The organism is Sphingobacterium sp. UBA7253 (assembly GCF_002472745.1).
Lineage (GTDB): Bacteria > Bacteroidota > Bacteroidia > Sphingobacteriales > Sphingobacteriaceae > Sphingobacterium > Sphingobacterium siyangense.
Genome location: NZ_DKSP01000119.1, coordinates 66,066 through 82,708 on the forward strand (window position 1 = coordinate 66,066; position 16,643 = coordinate 82,708).

Annotated in this window: 14 protein-coding genes; 8 read left to right on the forward strand and 6 right to left on the reverse strand. The window is 41.9% G+C overall.

The window, feature by feature from the left end; genetic code table 11:
• The first annotated feature begins 190 nt into the window (after positions 1-190).
• The gene (locus B2X72_RS11850) at positions 191-640 is read left to right on the forward strand and encodes a MarR family winged helix-turn-helix transcriptional regulator (RefSeq protein ID WP_075993915.1); all 450 of its coding nucleotides are present in this window, start codon (positions 191-193) and stop codon (positions 638-640) included.
• 5 nt (positions 641-645) lie between these two features.
• Here B2X72_RS11850 and B2X72_RS11855 read toward each other — a convergent pair whose 3' ends face one another.
• Together B2X72_RS11855 and B2X72_RS11860 are read right to left on the reverse strand one after the other, a co-directional pair.
• The gene (locus B2X72_RS11855; protein WP_075993914.1) at positions 646-1,455 is read right to left on the reverse strand and encodes a ZIP family metal transporter; all 810 of its coding nucleotides are present in this window, start codon (positions 1,453-1,455) and stop codon (positions 646-648) included.
• On the reverse strand, positions 1,455-2,036 hold the full coding sequence (locus tag B2X72_RS11860) for a phosphatase PAP2 family protein (protein ID WP_075993913.1): 582 nt from the start codon (positions 2,034-2,036) through the stop codon (positions 1,455-1,457). The genes B2X72_RS11855 and B2X72_RS11860 overlap by 1 nt, the downstream gene beginning before the upstream one ends.
• Before the next feature lie 200 nt (positions 2,037-2,236).
• Here B2X72_RS11860 and glmM point away from each other — a divergent pair, with 200 nt between their 5' ends.
• On the forward strand, positions 2,237-3,619 hold the full coding sequence (gene glmM / locus B2X72_RS11865; RefSeq protein ID WP_286849695.1) for a phosphoglucosamine mutase: 1,383 nt from the start codon (positions 2,237-2,239) through the stop codon (positions 3,617-3,619).
• An 88-nt stretch (positions 3,620-3,707) separates the two neighbouring features.
• Positions 3,708-5,783 carry a Na+/H+ antiporter gene (locus B2X72_RS11870; RefSeq protein WP_145329712.1) on the forward strand — a complete coding sequence of 692 codons (2,076 nt, stop codon included), beginning with the start codon at positions 3,708-3,710 and terminating at the stop codon, positions 5,781-5,783.
• A gap of 124 nt (positions 5,784-5,907) precedes the next feature.
• Here the strand turns inward: B2X72_RS11870 and B2X72_RS11875 are convergent, their stop codons facing one another.
• The 4 genes from B2X72_RS11875 to B2X72_RS11890 form a co-directional block, all read right to left on the reverse strand.
• Positions 5,908-6,930, reverse strand: coding sequence for a WD40/YVTN/BNR-like repeat-containing protein (locus tag B2X72_RS11875; RefSeq protein WP_088162630.1), 1,023 nt, complete (start codon positions 6,928-6,930; stop codon positions 5,908-5,910).
• A gap of 13 nt (positions 6,931-6,943) precedes the next feature.
• On the reverse strand, positions 6,944-7,417 hold the full coding sequence (locus tag B2X72_RS11880; protein ID WP_075993910.1) for a hypothetical protein: 474 nt from the start codon (positions 7,415-7,417) through the stop codon (positions 6,944-6,946).
• A 1-nt stretch (position 7,418) separates the two neighbouring features.
• On the reverse strand, positions 7,419-7,907 hold the full coding sequence (locus B2X72_RS11885; protein WP_232475594.1) for a hypothetical protein: 489 nt from the start codon (positions 7,905-7,907) through the stop codon (positions 7,419-7,421).
• Positions 7,908-8,003: 96 nt separating this feature from the next.
• On the reverse strand, positions 8,004-9,026 hold the full coding sequence (locus tag B2X72_RS11890) for a LacI family DNA-binding transcriptional regulator (RefSeq protein ID WP_075993908.1): 1,023 nt from the start codon (positions 9,024-9,026) through the stop codon (positions 8,004-8,006).
• A 120-nt stretch (positions 9,027-9,146) separates the two neighbouring features.
• On the opposite strand from B2X72_RS11890, the gene B2X72_RS11895 reads away from it, so the two are divergent.
• The 5 genes from B2X72_RS11895 (at position 9,147) to B2X72_RS11915 (ending at position 16,456) form a co-directional block, all read left to right on the forward strand.
• Positions 9,147-10,631: a xylulokinase gene (locus tag B2X72_RS11895; protein ID WP_088162629.1), complete on the forward strand. Its 1,485-nt coding sequence runs from the start codon at positions 9,147-9,149 to the stop codon at positions 10,629-10,631.
• Between the two features lies 1 nt (position 10,632).
• Complete coding sequence (gene xylA / locus B2X72_RS11900; protein ID WP_075993907.1) at positions 10,633-11,961, forward strand: xylose isomerase; 1,329 nt, start codon at positions 10,633-10,635, stop codon at positions 11,959-11,961.
• Positions 11,962-12,012: 51 nt separating this feature from the next.
• Positions 12,013-13,689 carry a sodium/sugar symporter gene (locus tag B2X72_RS11905; RefSeq protein ID WP_088162628.1) on the forward strand — a complete coding sequence of 559 codons (1,677 nt, stop codon included), beginning with the start codon at positions 12,013-12,015 and terminating at the stop codon, positions 13,687-13,689.
• A gap of 121 nt (positions 13,690-13,810) precedes the next feature.
• Entirely contained in the window at positions 13,811-15,766 is a 1,956-nt protein-coding gene (locus B2X72_RS11910; RefSeq protein WP_198385975.1) for a gamma-glutamyltransferase family protein, read from the forward strand.
• A gap of 87 nt (positions 15,767-15,853) precedes the next feature.
• Positions 15,854-16,456, forward strand: coding sequence for a 2'-5' RNA ligase family protein (locus B2X72_RS11915; RefSeq protein ID WP_159731700.1), 603 nt, complete (start codon positions 15,854-15,856; stop codon positions 16,454-16,456).
• Positions 16,457-16,643 lie beyond the last annotated feature (187 nt).

Below are 16,643 nucleotides of genomic sequence, written 5' to 3' on the forward strand. Positions count from 1 at the left end.
AAATCTATAATTACCGCTTTTTCCCCTTTTTTTAGCTTATCTAAGCTAGTTCTATTACGCATCTGCCTGTTTTTTTGAATTCTTCAAATATACAGAATTTCTACCATTTAGAATGATTCTAATGTCATAGTTATGTATTTAGTAAAAAACAGCTATCTTTACTATTCAGAACGATTAATTATCAACCAGAATGAAGATTGAGGACGAAATCAAAGTAAGTAAATTCAGCAATGAATGGCATCGTTGTACGGTAAATATTCTTTACACGTACAATTGGATTAACAATGAGCTTGAACAGCGTGCTGCCAAAGAAGGAATCACTTTGAAACAGTTTAATGTCTTGCGCATATTGAGGGGCCAATATCCCAAGCCTGCAACCAATAATCTGATTAAATCAAGAATGTTGAGTACTACACCAGATATTTCGCGTATGATTGATCGCATGGTTTCCAAAGAATTGGTTTCACGTTGTCAATCGGGTGGTGATAAAAGGGCAGTGGATTTGGTTATCACTGAGAAGGGCCTCGAGATTCTTAAGAGTTTAGATGAGGATATGTTGATGAAGGATCTTTTACCCGATCGAATTAGCGAAGAAGAGGCAATGACTTTAAGTGCACTGTTGGATAAACTTCGCGGCTAAAGAAATTAATGCGCATGGTCATGATGTTCATGATCATGCGGTTGTTGATGCTGATCGTGCCCATGATCATGTTCTCCGACAAATAAGAAACTTCCGAGTGCAATAGCAACACCGGCTATCACAGCAATCATTTTCTTTTTATTGAATTTATGATGGTCAATTGAGCCCGATTCAAAAAGTATCGTTGTCGATATGTGCAAGAAGATACCAATAACCACGGCCATGATTTTATCAAAATATTGCTGGATATTGCCTACTTCACCTGCACTGATGGCTTTGCTCAGCAAAAAGCCAAAAGGGGTCATTGCTGCAAATAAAGCTAGTGTAATGAGGATGGTGTTTTTCTTTAAATGCGTGCTTATTAGAATACTTCCCAATGCAAATGCCGCCGGAATGTGGTGGATGGATATGCCTAGTGCAAGTTCAGTCTGATGTGTTGCCGCGAGTGGCATGCCTTCAAGGAAAGCATGAAGACATAGACTGAACATAATACCTATTGGAAAACGATGATTGTGGTGGTCGTGATCATTGTCGGTATGGATATGGCCATGCTCGATCCCTTGGGAGAACTGTTCAAGAAAGAGCTGGAAAAGAAATCCAGCAAGCACATAAATACCCAATACCTCAGGTGAAGTATTGTTAGACTGATAGACATGCGGAATGAGGTGCAGTACCGTAATAGAGAATAAATAGGCTCCACTGAAAGAAAGGATGAGTTTAAGGAAACTGGTTCCTTTCTTTTGTACAAAAAATACAGCAATTCCACTTGCAAATGCAGGTATGAATAAAATTAAAATCAATAAAATTGAATTCATTATACGTGTTCAGTTTTAAAAAAGCTAGGCACAAACCGTTTGAATAAGTAGCCTGTTGCCAATCCAACCAGGATACCTAAGGCTGAACCACAGAGGACATCAAACGGGTAATGGACACCAACATAAATTTGAGAGACTGAAATTAGGGTTGCCCAGGTAATACAAAGCCAAAGCACATGTTTCCATCTTCTCCGGAAAAGTACAATCCAGAAAAAAGCAAGGGAAAAATGATTGGCCGCATGAGAGGAGGTAAAGCTAAAGCCGGAGCCGCATCGCACCCGGATGTTGACATTTTCTTTAAACTCCACGTCGTTACATGGTCTAATCCTTTTTACAGTCTTTTTGATCAAATGAGATGATATACCATCGGAAATTCCGAAGGTAACCAAGGTCATGGCAACAATTAGAATTCCCGTTTTTCCATAGGTCTTTATGAAAAATATGATCAGAAATAAATACAAGGGGGCCCAGGTATATGGATTGCGTAGTATAGGCAATAACCAATCAAACACGGGGTTACTCAAGCCCTGATTAATGGCCAGAAAAATCTCTTGATCGATGTGTACTAATTGTTGAATCATAAATGTTGCTGATGACAATGAAATTCCCAAACTTTAAAAACTCACTTTTCAAAAGTAAAAATAATTTCATTGCAAACGGTTGTTTCTTTTAAAAACAACTTTGTTGCAACAAATATACGTTAAATATTCATTAATTATAATTTTAATTCGATATTTTATTGCCATTGTGCTAAATTTACACGTTAATCAATTCAAAAGAAATGACTTTAATTAAATCAATATCAGGAATTCGAGGTACGATAGGCGGGCGTGCTGGAGAGGCACTTACCCCAATAGATATCGTTAAGTTTACAGCTGCTTATGGCAAAATAATTGTTAAGCAGAGTGGTATCAAAAAAATTGTTGTTGGAAGAGATGCGCGTGTTTCTGGTGAGATGGTAAGTAATTTGGTGATTGGTACCTTGCAAAGCATCGGTGTTAATGTGGTTGATTTAGGTCTTTCAACAACGCCAACGGTAGAGATCGCTGTACCTATGGAAAAAGCTGCTGGTGGTATTATTTTGACTGCTTCACACAATCCAGGTCAATGGAATGCACTAAAGTTACTGAATGCAAAGGGCGAATTTATTTCAGATGCCGAAGGGCAAGAGGTATTGGCCCTTGGTGAATCCTTAGACTTTGATTTTTCCGAAGTTGAAGCATTAGGACAGGTTCATAAAGACTATTCATATTTTCAGAAACATGTAGACGCTGTATTAGCGTTGGAATATGTTGATAAGGAAGCTATTAAAGCCGCTAATTTTAAAGTTGCTTTGGATGCCGTAAACAGTACAGGTGGTACATTTATACCTGCCTTATTGGATGCGCTTGGTGTGCAGACAATCTATAAAATCCATTGTGAGCCGAATGGTCAGTTTCCGCATAATCCCGAACCATTAAAAGAGAATTTGACAGATCTATCAGCTGCGGTTATTGAAAACAAAGCTGATTTAGGGATTGCTGTAGATCCAGATGTAGATCGATTGGTCTTTATGATGGAGGATGGTGAGCTATTTGGTGAAGAATATACCTTAGTGGCAGTAGCAGATTATTTATTGCAGCATAAAAAAGGAAATACAGTTTCTAATTTATCTTCTACACGCGCACTGCGTGATGTGACTAAAGCACATGGTGGCGAATATTATGCCGCTGCTGTTGGTGAAGTCAACGTGGTTACAAAGATGAAGGAAGTGGATGCGGTAATTGGCGGAGAAGGAAATGGCGGTGTTATCTATCCTGCATCTCACTATGGCCGTGATGCACTGGTAGGGGTAGCGATCTTCTTGACACATCTGGCTAAACTTGGTAAAAAAGCCTCCGAATACCGCGCCTCTTTACCGCAGTACTTTATGTCAAAAAACAAGATTACACTGACTCCGGAATTGGACATTGACAACTTATTGGCCAAAATGGAGGAAAAATATAAAAATGAAGACCATTCAACAATCGATGGATTGAAAATAGACTTTGAAAATGAATGGGTTCATTTACGTAAATCGAATACCGAACCGATTATTCGGATTTACTCGGAGGGACCTACGCCTGAAGCTGCTGAGCAGATCGCGCAGAAGATTATCCGCGAAATTGAAGAAATAATTAAATAAAGATAAAAAGCTGCCTATGCAGCTTTTTGTTTTAAGACTGATCTCATCGGAAGAGGATTGTCTTAGCTATTACGAAGTTTTATAATGTATGATTAGAAAGATCATTTTAGGTACGTATTGTTTTCTTAGTTTAATTTTATTTGTCTTTCCGACAAGTGCCCAGCAGCCTATGGACGAAATCAATGGGCTACTGGATCGTTGGCACAAAACTTCGGGTGAGGTAAAGTATGGTCCATTTTTGAATGTTATTGCTTCAGATGGAGTTATTTTGGGTACTGATCATGATGAAAGGTGGGATAAAGCCCATGCAGAGAAGTTCAGCGATCAATATTTCAATCCCAAAAATGCCTGGACTTACACCTATGACAAGCGGCATATCAGCTTTAATGCCGATAGCACGACGGCCTGGTTTGATGAAACGTTTAAGATCAATACCAAGTCCTTTCGTGGCGTGGGCGTATTAAGTAAGCAGGATAATGAATGGAAGCTTCGTCAATACAGCATGTCCATGTCGGCACCTTATGCGGATGTGAAAGCGGCCGTAGGTGGAAAGGCAGGTCAGAAAATTCACAGTAACCTGTTATTGGTGATGGTGCTGTTTTTCTTTATGGCCATGTTATTTGTGCTGAGTCAACGCCTCAAGATCTCTTACCCCATTCTGTTGGTTGTTGGCGGACTTGTGATCTCGTTGATCCCCGGGGCACCTGTCATAAGTGTTGATCCTGATATCGTGTTTATGGTATTTTTGCCACCCTTACTTTTTGAAGCAGCCTGGTATACCAATTGGGGGAATTTTCTAAAGTGGCGACGGTCTATTTTTATCATGGGCTTTGGTTTGGTCTTCTTCACATCGCTGGCGATTGCCTACTTTTCGGTCAGTATTATTCCGGGATTTACCTTGGCGCTGGGCTTTTTACTGGGTGGGATTATCTCTCCTCCAGATGCCGTGGCTGCTAGTTCTGTCCTGAAAGGAGTAAGCATTCCTAAACGTGGAATTGCGATATTGGAAGGGGAAAGCCTGGTGAATGATGCAGCCTCATTGACGGTATTTAGATTTGCATCCATTGCGATTCTTACTGGCCAGTTTGTGATGAGCAATGCGACGACGCAGTTTCTGATGTTATCGGTCATGGGTGTTGTCGTTGGTCTGGTCATCGGTCACATCCTCTATATATTCCTACGTTATGTTGCTAAGTCGTCGAGTATTTCAACACCCATAACCCTTATTGCACCTTACCTGATGTATATTGTTGCGGAGCATTTTGAGTGGTCGGGGGTCTTGGCCGTGGTTAGTGGCGGATTGTTTCTTTCCTTCCGGGCAGGGGATTACCTCAACTATCATACACGGATCCAAACCAAAGAAGTGTGGGCGACAGTGGGTTTTCTCTTAAATGGATTTGTCTTTATCCTCATTGGACTTGAACTCCCGGTGATCATCAATGGTTTGGGGGAATACTCCATGGAGGAAGCTATTGATTATGCATTGGCGATTTGTGTAATTGTTATTGTTTTGCGATTAATCGCCGTTTATCTTTCGGCTTTTGTTCCCAGGATATTATTCAAACGGGTCCGCATCAAGGAAAAGAGTCCAGGGTGGAAATTACCCCTGGTCGTTGGTTGGGCCGGTATGCGCGGAGTGGTTTCTTTGGCATCAGCATTAGCAATACCATTGACTTTATATGATGGAACGGCCTTCCCACACCGAAATCTGATTTTGTTCATTACATTTGTGGTGATTTTAGTGACGCTTGTTTTTCAGGGGCTTACATTGCCTTTGTTGATTAAATTGATAAAAATTGAAGAGGTCGATGAGCAAGCTTCAATGGAGGAGCAAATCGATGAGATTCGGGTACGTCTTGGTAAAGAATCTATTGCGTATCTGGATAAACATTACGCAAAGGAAATGCTGGAGCATGAGACAATTGCCCGTGTTAAAGAGCAGATCATCCGGAGTGTAAATGCATCCGAACGAGCGAAAGAGGAGGATACACGTGCGCAGCTTTCTGCAGTAAGGGGGCTCTATAATAAAATTATGTTGGAACTTTTGGCGCTACGTCGTGACGGCCTGTACAAGATCAAGGAAAGCAAGGCCTTTGACAGTGATGTTATTAAAGAGATCGAGTATTCCCTGGATTTGGAAGAATCGCGTTTGTCGCGCAAGTAGTTGTTTATAAGTGAGTAAATCTCAGTTTTTTTGCACTGCGAAACCTAGCTCCAGTGTTGCAAAAAATAGTGCGCCGTTGTTGTAAGAAATAGCGTGTAGAGGTGCAAAAAATAGCGAATTTAGCTTATAATGCTAAATTCGCTATTTTTCCTTTATCACCCACTAAAAATATCGCTTGGCCTTTTTTTGCCTTTTGTACGGCATTGAAGCTTTCCTTTCCGATAGGCGTCCAGTTTTTTCCGCCGTCATTAGAGAGGTCTGTACCCGAGGTTCCCGTGCTGATCAGCTGTTTTTTTGAAAGGTAAATAACGGCCGACTTAAAGCCATCGGGAGCTGTTTCTGCCGCAAACCATGTTTTACCGCCATCGTTGGTTAACAGGCTATTTTTGTCTTTGTTTTTATCCTCTTTGTAATCGCCACCGACTACAATACCAGTTTTCGACGAGTAAAATGCAACGGAAAAAGGACCGGTGCTATTTTTCCCCTGAATGATGGGGCAGCTGTAACGTTGCCATGTGTCCCCCTGATCTTTGCTGCTGTAGATATTGGCTGCTGTTCCACCGGTGGCAATCCAGTATGTCCCTTTATTATCGCAGTAGATGGAGGTTCCACTGGCCGCAAAACCGGCCTCTCCTTCAGTAATTGTAAAGTGCATATTCGCGGATATATCTTTCCAGGACCTTCCGAAATCGATGCTTTTTAATAGTGGCATTTTCCCCTGAATGGCGTCGCCAAAGGCAATACCGATCCCTTTTGGTGTAAAAGCAAAACCGTCATAAAATATTTCGGGCCGCTTATCTATGAATACTTCTTTCCAGCTTCGACCGCCGTCATGGGTACTTAAGATGATGGCCGGGGAACCTGCCGAAATAATTAAGGCTTCGTTCTCATCAAATGCTTCGATATCCCTAAAATCTGTTTTTTCGTAGCCAATTGGATTTACCCACTGCCAGTTTTTTCCAGCATCGGTGCTGAGCCCGACGGTACCATTGCTTCCGCTTACCCATACAGTTGTATCATCGACTACACTTAGGCCTCTGTAGCTGCTGTTGCGTTCTTGATTTACGATGTTGATTTTTGCTTGTTGAGCACTCAGCTGGCTCAATAAGAAGGTTTGGATAATAAAGACCAGAAATAAAGGTTTCATGTGGTTATGCTTTTTATTTAAACAAATCTACTCGTCTTTTTGAAATTTTTCCCTGTTTTTTTAAGATTGTTTTGCGGAGCTGAAGAAATCCAACGGTCATTTTCCGTGGTGATTTAAAATAAGGAATGCTCAGTACGACCAACAGCGCGATGCAGGCGGAAGTGCCGAGGGCTCCGCCATAACCAGTAAAAAATTTACTGGTATTGAGCAGTATTGTCGTGAAAATAGCGCCAGCTAGAGCCAAACCGAAATAGGTTGATAACTGGTTTTTGGAGACCATGCCTATAAATGACGCGCCTATAAAAATAGGGGGAATGTACTGTGCGAGATGAGGAGGAACACTTTGTGGGAAGAAATGTAGAAAACCTGCAACAAGTAAGGTCAGCAATGCCGATGAACGCACTGCCCCTTGGTGAAACTTGGTGTTGACATAGTATGTCGCCGTGCTCCCGATGATGCCAACTAGGTATAAAATGAATGTTTCCATATTACTTAAAAATATATAAAAGGAGGTAAGTCAGTGAAACACCAAGAAAGGCCAATGTGCCTAGTTTACCGCCGACACCATTTAATAAACTTTTCGATACAATCAGAAAGATCGCTGTAAAAATACTCGCTGCTAAAATAAAAGAGAACCCATGAGCCACTTGCGCATTGGACATTCCTACAAATGCGCCGCAATAAATTGCTGCTGGAAGGTGGGGCAGATAAGTCGAATTTTTGTTGATATTTGGAATGAAAGAGGCTATGGTACCTGTCAGCGCTGCCCCCAATACAGGACCCAAACCGAAGATCTGATTGAAATAGTAGGATGAAATCGCACCTATAGGTACCCAAATAGCAATTTTAATCGATTCATATTCATGCCTGTGATGATGAATGGGCGATTTAAGGTAACTGTATAAGATCAGTAAGGACAATAGGCCAATAAAAGCCAATACAATATAAGAATGTGTATTTTCTACAAAGATGGCCACTAAAAAAAGGGCCTGAATGACGAATAATAAGCAGATGCTTATTATCCTAAATTTCTGCCGGGCTTGCATTTAAACAAATTTAGGCAAAGGTACTGATTATTTGTCTATTCTATTGGTAGATTTTCTTTTTATCAATATGGGATCAAGAACAATCTGTTCGATGGCATCGTACGGATTTTTTTGTTTGACCATTTTCAGAAAGAGTTTTGCACATTCTTCCCCCATTTTGTTGGCCTGTTGATCAATACTTGACAGTGTAGGGCTAATAAAGGAAGAAAAGGTCTGGTTTGCAAAACCGATCACTCCTGTTGCTGGAATGGCAATATTTGCAGTTTTTAATGCCTGAATAATCCCGACAGCTGTAAAGTCATCACCACCAATAAAGGCGTCCGGTTGGATTGCAGATTTTAGAATCTGTTTAGTTCCTTTGATGCCGGCTTCAATGGATAAGTCGCCGCGAATGATAAAGTCTTCCCGTGGGGAAATCTGCGCATCTTTTAAGGCCGCTTCGAAACCATGGAAACGATCCTGGAAAATAGCGATTTCTTTGTCCGTTGTGATAAAGGCAATATTTTTGTAGCCCTGTTCGAGCAGGTGCTGTGTTGCAAGGTAGCCGGCTCTAAAATCGTCAAGTTTGACCACAGGAGCAGGAATATCTTTATGGGTACGGTCAAAAATAACCAGGCATTTGCGCTGATTGATCACTTCCTGAAAATGCTGGGTTTCTTGCGTCTCCAGCGACAACGAAGCAATGATGCCGTCTACCTGAGCTTCAAGTAAGGTCTTCACGCCATTGACTTCATCTTCAAACGATTCATTCGATTGATAAAGCAATAGGCTGTAGTTGTGTTTTTTTAACTCTTTTTCAATGCTATGTACGGCTTCTGCAAAAAAATGAATTTGCATGGTAGGAACAATGACACCGATGGTATTGGACTTGCCCGAGGAAAGAGAAGAGGCCAACTTATTGACGCTGTAATTCAATTCCTTTGCTTTGTCGAGCACCAGCTTTCGTGTCGCCTCGCTGATCGTAGGCACATTATTCAATGCGCGCGATACGGTAGAGACTGTCACTCCAAGCGCACGGGCTATATCATAAATTGTCGTTTTTTTATTCACGCTCCAAAGTAAATAATTTTATTTAATATTTTGATAATTCAGAAACATACCCTACTTTTATGCAACCGGTTGCAATATTAGGCCGATGTTGTTTTTTATAACCAATTTGAATTGATTACCATGTATTTATTAGGTATAGACGTAGGTACTTCTTCTGTAAAAGTTTCGATTGTCGAGGCATCTTCACAACGTAAGGTTTGCTCGGTGCAATATCCGGATGTAGAAGCTCCCATAATTACTTTGGAGCCCAATTGGGCAGAACAGAACCCGCTCGATTGGTGGGACTACTTTAAACAGGCTCTGTTGAAGGCAAACGGGCTGGGCCTGTATGACCCCAAAGCAATTTCGGCCATTGGCATTGCATACCAGATGCACGGCTTAGTTGTGGTCGATAAAGATCAGCATGTGCTGCGAAATGCCATTATCTGGTGCGACAGCAGGGCTGTTGAATTGGGAAATATCGCTTTTGAAGAAATCGGAAGGTCTTTTAATCTGAGTCATCATCTGAATTCCCCGGGTAATTTCACAGCGTCAAAGTTGGCCTGGGTAAAAGCAAACGAGCCGGAAATTTATGAAAAAATAGATAAGATCATGTTGCCGGGGGATTTCATCGCCATGAAACTTTCGGGGCAGGTGACGACTTCCATTTCAGCCCTATCTGAGGGGATATTCTGGGATTTCAAGGATAATGTATTGTCGCGTACGATTATGGATTATTATGGCTTTGATGATCATCTTATTCCTGAGATCTTACCTGTGTTTTCAACGCATGGTCAAATTAAAGCCGCTGTTGCTGAAGAACTTGGGCTTTCTGGTACAGTGACCATCAATTATAAAGCCGGCGACCAGCCTAACAATGCACTTTCGCTGAATGTCCTTCAACCTGGTGAAGTTGCTGCGACCGCAGGTACTTCCGGTGTGATCTATGGCGTCAGCGACAAGCTGATCGCCGACCGCGAATCGCGTGTAAATACATTTGCTCATGTGAATTATCAGGAGAATGATATCCGTACAGGTGTACTGCTCTGTATCAATGGAACAGGCATTATGAATAGCTGGGGTAGACGTTTGTTGGGACGCGATTTGTCTTACGAACAGATTAACGCCCAGGCTGGCGCATCTCCTATCGGTAGCAAAGGATTGCAGGTTATCCCATTTGGCAACGGTGCCGAGCGGATGCTCAACAATCAAACGGTTGGAGCTTCAATTTCAGCGATAGATTTGAATAGGCATGAGACAAGCGATATACTGCGTGCTATACAGGAAGGGATTGCATATGCTTTTCGCTATGGTTTGGATATCATGCGCGAAAATAATCTGCATCCAAATATGATTCGTGCAGGTTATGCAAATTTATTCTTGAGCGCTGTTTTCAGGGAGTCATTTGTGGGAGCCACTGACGTTCCAGTTGAAATCTTTAATCATGATGGCAGTATTGGAGCCGCTCTTGGAGCAGGTATAGGAAGTGGGTATTATGCAGATTCTACAGAAGCTTTTCGGTCTTTGAAACCTGTGTATACAGTGGAACCTCAATTTGTAGCGCAATATGAGGAGCATTATCAGCAATGGAAGGAATTATTAAACAAACAAATAAATAGTAAATAAGATGAATATTATCAAAGGGAAAAAAGAATTTTTTAAAGGCGTTGGCCAAATTCAATTCGAAGGAAAGGACAGTACAAATCCATTGGCTTTCCGTTATTATAATCCAAAACAAATTGTTGGCGGCAAAACCATGGAAGAGTACTTTAAATTTGCCTGTTCGTACTGGCATTCTTTCAATGGTAACGGATCTGATCCATTTGGCGGACCGACACATCAATTTCCATGGGATGAAAGCAACGATGTAATCACAAGGGCAAAAGATAAAATGGATGCGGCATTCGAATTTATCAGTAAAATAAATATACCCTACTATTGCTTCCATGATGTGGACTTAGTTGATTATTCGGATAATGTGGTTGAAAATGAAAAACGTCTGTCGACTATCGTTGATTATGCGAAGGAAAAACAACAGGAAAGCGGTATAAAATTGCTTTGGGGAACAGCCAATCTTTTTAGCCATAAACGCTACATGAATGGAGCAGCAACTAATCCAGATTTTCATGTTCTTGCACATGGTGGCGCACAGGTCAAGGCAGCCTTGGACGCAACGATTGCTCTTGGTGGTGAAAATTATGTGTTCTGGGGTGGTAGAGAGGGGTATATGAGCCTTTTAAATACCAATATGAAGCGTGAGCAGGAACATCTTGCCCAGTTTTTACACATGGCCAAGGATTATGCCCGCAAAAATGGTTTTAAAGGAACTTTCTTTATAGAGCCGAAACCATGTGAGCCTACAAAACATCAATACGATTATGATGCGGCTACCGTGCTGGGCTTCCTGCGCCAGTATAATCTTTTGGAAGATTTTAAATTAAATTTAGAGGTAAACCATGCGACATTGGCCGGACATACGTTCCAGCATGAGCTACAGGTTGCTGTAGATGCAGGTAAATTGGGCTCCATTGATGCTAACCGCGGTGATTATCAAAATGGATGGGATACGGATCAATTTCCGAATGATATTAATGAATTGACCGAAGCCATGTTGATTATTTTAGAAGGTGGTGGATTCCAAGGTGGAGGTGTGAATTTTGATGCCAAAATCCGTCGGAACTCGACAGATCCTGAAGATTTGTTTTATGCACATATCGGTGGTATGGATCTTTTTGCGCGCGCGCTTATTACGGCAGATCGTATCTTGCAAGACTCGGATTACAAAAAAATACGGGCCGATCGTTATGCTTCTTTTGATACAGGCCATGGTGCGTCATTTGAAGAACGGACATTGACCCTGGAGAACTTAAGGGATTTAGCAGTGGAATTAGGTGAGCCGAAAACGATTAGTGGTAAACAGGAGTATTTAGAAAATTTGGTCAATAGATATATATAGTTCTAAAAATATTTCTATATTAGGCGATCAAATTAAACCAATTACCAATACATGAATAATTATTTAAGCACAAAAGATTACATCGTTTTCCTGGTATACTTTGTTATTGTAGCAGGTTACGGATTATGGGTGTATTATCGCAAAAAATCTGAATCTGTAGGTTCCAAAGACTATTTTTTGGCTGAGGGGTCATTGACTTGGTGGGCTATCGGAGCTTCACTTATTGCGTCCAATATTTCGGCCGAGCAATTTATCGGTATGAGCGGTTCCGGATTTAAGATGGGATTGGCTATTGCGACTTACGAGTGGATGGCTGCCATTACACTGATTGTCGTTGCGGTATTTTTTATCCCGGTATACTTAAAGAACAAGATCTTTACGATGCCACAGTTTCTCCATAAACGATATAATGGGACTGTTGCGATGATCATGGCCGTTTTCTGGTTATTGTTGTATGTTGTCGTTAATTTGACATCCATCCTCTATTTGGGAGCCATTGCGGTAAGTAGTATTTCCGGTATCAGTCTGGATGCCTGTATGTATGCCATTGCGATTTTTGCTGTGATCATTACATTGGGAGGAATGAAAGTAATCGGTTATACGGATATTATTCAGGTTTTCTTTTTGGTATTGGGTGGTTTGGCTACCACTTACCTAGCCTTGAATCTCGTTTCAGAGCACTATGGTGGCTCAGGAGTATTGGAAGGCTATCACTTGATGACCGAAAAAGCTTCCGACCACTTCCATATGATTTTGGATCGTAAAAATGAGAACTATCTCGATTTACCGGGGTTAACTGTGTTGATTGGCGGTATGTGGATCGTTAATTTGAATTACTGGGGGTGTAATCAATACATCACGCAACGCGCGCTTGGAGCAGATTTGAAAACCGCGAGAAACGGTATCTTGTTTGCAGCATTTCTGAAGTTATTAATGCCTATCATTGTTGTGTTGCCGGGTATTGCAGCCTATGTAATGTGGAAAGATGGCTTGTTCCAAAATGAAATGATGCAACATGGTGAGGTAAACCCTGACCACGCTTATCCAGTTTTGTTGAATTTATTGCCAGCAGGTTTAAAAGGCTTGTCTTTTGCAGCACTAACAGCTGCAGTGGTCGCTTCTTTGGCAGGTAAAGCAAACAGTATCGCTACAATCTTCTCCTTGGATATTTATAAAAAAGTATTCAATACAGAAGCATCGGACAAGAAATTGGTCAATATCGGCAAGCTAACTGTTGTGGTTGCCATGATTTTGGGTGTGCTGATTGCTCCACATTTGGGTATTGATAAAAAAGGTGGATTCCAATATATTCAAGAATATACGGGTTTTGTATCTCCAGGTATTTTTGCGATGTTCATTTTAGGATTCTTCTGGAAGAAAGCAACTTCAAATGCAGCTTTGTTTGCAACAATTGGTGGTTTTATTTTCTCCATCATCTTCAAAAAATTGCCGGATTGGGTCGATCTGTCATTCTTGTCATCGACAGGTTTCTCCGTTCCAAATCCAACAACAGGAGTCTACGAAATTCCATTTTTGGATAGAATGGGATTCGTCTTCATCATCTGTATTATCGGTATGATTCTCATCAGTATAGTCGACAATAAGCGCGGTGTCGTGCCAGCTGGATTGGAAGTTGATACCACGATGTTTAAACCACACCGGGCGTTTTTGGTCATTGCATTGATCGTAGCGCTATTGGTTACAGCATTATATTCTATTTATTGGTAAACCAATAGCAAATAAGATTTTAAAAACTCCTATCAATCTCGGTTGATGGGAGTTTTTTGTTTGTTTTAAAAATACCTATCTTGGTTTTACTAAAACCATTGCTTAACGAAAGATTGCTGCTATGAAAAGAAGATCCCCCTTGCTACTGATGACGCTGTTTGGATTGCTCACTACCTGTACGCCGATGCTGAGTTCCGCTCAGCGTACACAGAAACCACCTTTACATGGAAAACATTGGATGGCTATTACGGGCAAACCCTTGGCGGCAACAGCGGGTGCCCAGCTATTCCAACAAGGGGGAAATGCGGTGGACGCTGCTTGTGCAATGCTCGCAGCAACCTGTACGATGTGGGATGTACTGAGTTGGGGCGGAGAGACGCAGGCCTTAATTTATCATCCGAAACTAAAGAAGGTCATTGCGATAAATGCCTTGGGGGTAGCACCCAGTGGAGCGACAGTCGATTTTTTTAGATCAAAGGGCTACGAATTTCCACCAGAATATGGTCCCCTTGCTGCTGTCACACCGGGTACACCCGGCGGTTTGTGCTATATGTTGGCTCATTATGGAACGAAAAGTCTAGCAGAAGTATTAGCTCCTGCTCTTGAAATGGCTGCAGGGTACCCGATTGATGCGCAAACTGCAACGAGTATTGAACGTGGCAAAGAGCGCATTAAAGAATGGCCATACAGTAAAAAGGTGTTTTTAGTACATGATGGTAAATCCTGGGAAGCTCCCGAAGCCGGAGAGGTTTTTGTACAGCAGGATCTGCATAAGACCCTATCCAAATTGATAGAAGCCGAAAAGCAGGCTCTTGCAGCGGGTAAAGATCGAAAGGCTGCAATCATGGCTGCTTATGATCGGTTTTACACCGGCGATATTGCAGATGAATTTGTCCGTGGCAGTAAGGAGCAAGGAGGCTTAATCACGAAAGCAGACCTAGCCAATTGGAAACCTATTGAGGAGGAACCATTGCATGTCAATTATAAGGGCGTTGACGTGTATAAATTACAAGAATGGACACAGGGACCGGCCATGCTACAGAGTTTGCAGTTGTTGAAAAACTTTGATCTAAAGGCAATGGGTTATAATTCGGCTCCCTATATCCATACACTCTATCAGGTTATGAACTTGGCCTTTGCCGATCGGGATTTTTATTACGGTGATCCCTACGGTAAACCTAAGACACCAATTCAAGGCCTTTTGAATGAGTCCTATGCTAAGACTAGGGCCGCAACCATTGATCTTAAGCAAAATAACCCGAATGTACTTCCCGGAGACCCTTATCCCTACGAAGGTAAGCAGAATCCGTATCTTTCGTTACTGGAGCAGCGTAAGAAAGAGTTTACGCCACATACGGAGCTGAAAAATGATTTTGTCCCTAAACATGACGCACGCTCAAGTTCGTCGCGAACGGAATTGCCAAAAACAGCTCTTTTGGCATCTTTAACGGTGGATAGTGCTTATGTCGACCGTTTATTGCGGGGAACCACAAGCGTTGAAGCTGCGGATGAAGAAGGTTGGGTCGTTTCGATCACACCAAGTGGTGGTTGGCTCCCTGCCTGTATTGCCGGGAATACCGGGGTGGGCATGAGCCAACGTTTGCAGAGTTTTGTCTTAGATTCGTTGATTAACCCGTTCAATGTGGTCGAGCCGGGCAAAAGACCGCGTGTAACACTCACCCCTTCGATGGCGTTGAAAAACGGAAAACCTTACCTTTCTTTTGCTGTGCAGGGAGGAGATACACAGGATCAAAACCTATTGCAGTTTTTCTTGAATATGGTCGAGTTTGGTATGACGCCACAACAAGCCAGCGAAGCGGCCAATATCAACAGTAACCAGCTTTGGTTATCGCTGGGAGGAACGAAGACCGACGATCGAAAACCGCGCTCAGGTAGCCTTCTATTGGATAAAAATACAGCACCAGCAATTATCGAACAATTAAAGAAAATGGGGTATAGCATACAGCTCGGTGATCGTACCAGTGGACCTATAAATGCTATTTATTTCGACCAGCAGCACCATACACTTTGGGGTGGCAGCAGCAACAATGGGGAGGACTATGGCATCGGGTGGTAGTTTGTCATTAGCCTGCTGCTAGGTTTTGGTTTTGTTATCTCCGCGGTATTTGTTATCTTACCTACTGATCGGAAACTGATTTTTGTTATGGAGGGTAGTGTCAATAAATATTCGTTTGTTTTTCAGCCTGATGAAGCTGGTATTGTCTTGGTAGATGGCCTGAAGCGGCGATTACGTGCATCGTTAGCCGAACTGTTTCCCGACAAAAACAAAGGCTGGTATCCCAGTTGCAATTCCAAAGCCCATGTAACGATATGTGCTTTTGAAGCAGATGGGAGTAAACTGACAATGGCTATTGAGGCTTTGCAGGAGACTATGGTCTATGAGCGTAGTCAGTATGTTTATTTCGATCATTTTTCGTCATTTGCCGGTGGTGCTTTCTATATTGCACCGACAGTACATGCCCGCAGTTATCTCAAGGACCGGGCGCGGAAGGTTGTTCAAACTTTATCGGAGTTTGATTTGATCGAGATTAGCGACGAACCCCATATTTCGATTGGACGACGTCTGGAACCAGAACAGCTTGAAATTGCAAAAGAACAGTTGCGGTCTGTCGACCTGAGCTTTATGTGCAAGGGCGTTCATGTGCGGCAGTTTAAACCTGATTTAGGTCAGTATGAGATCATTGATTTTATACAGTTTGGCAACCAATCGAAGGAAAATTCTGGCCAGCTGGCATTTAAATTCTAATAATATCGCGGTTTAATTGCCTAATAATATAAAGCTTTTTATCTTTAAGGCTGACAATAGACGATATTGCACTTACAGTATTTTATGCATTACGACGAATCTCATCATAAATCCCTATCTGATATCCATGAAAGTGTAGATGTCAATCAAGGGAAATCCAAATTTAAGAAGATACTTAGTTTCTTTG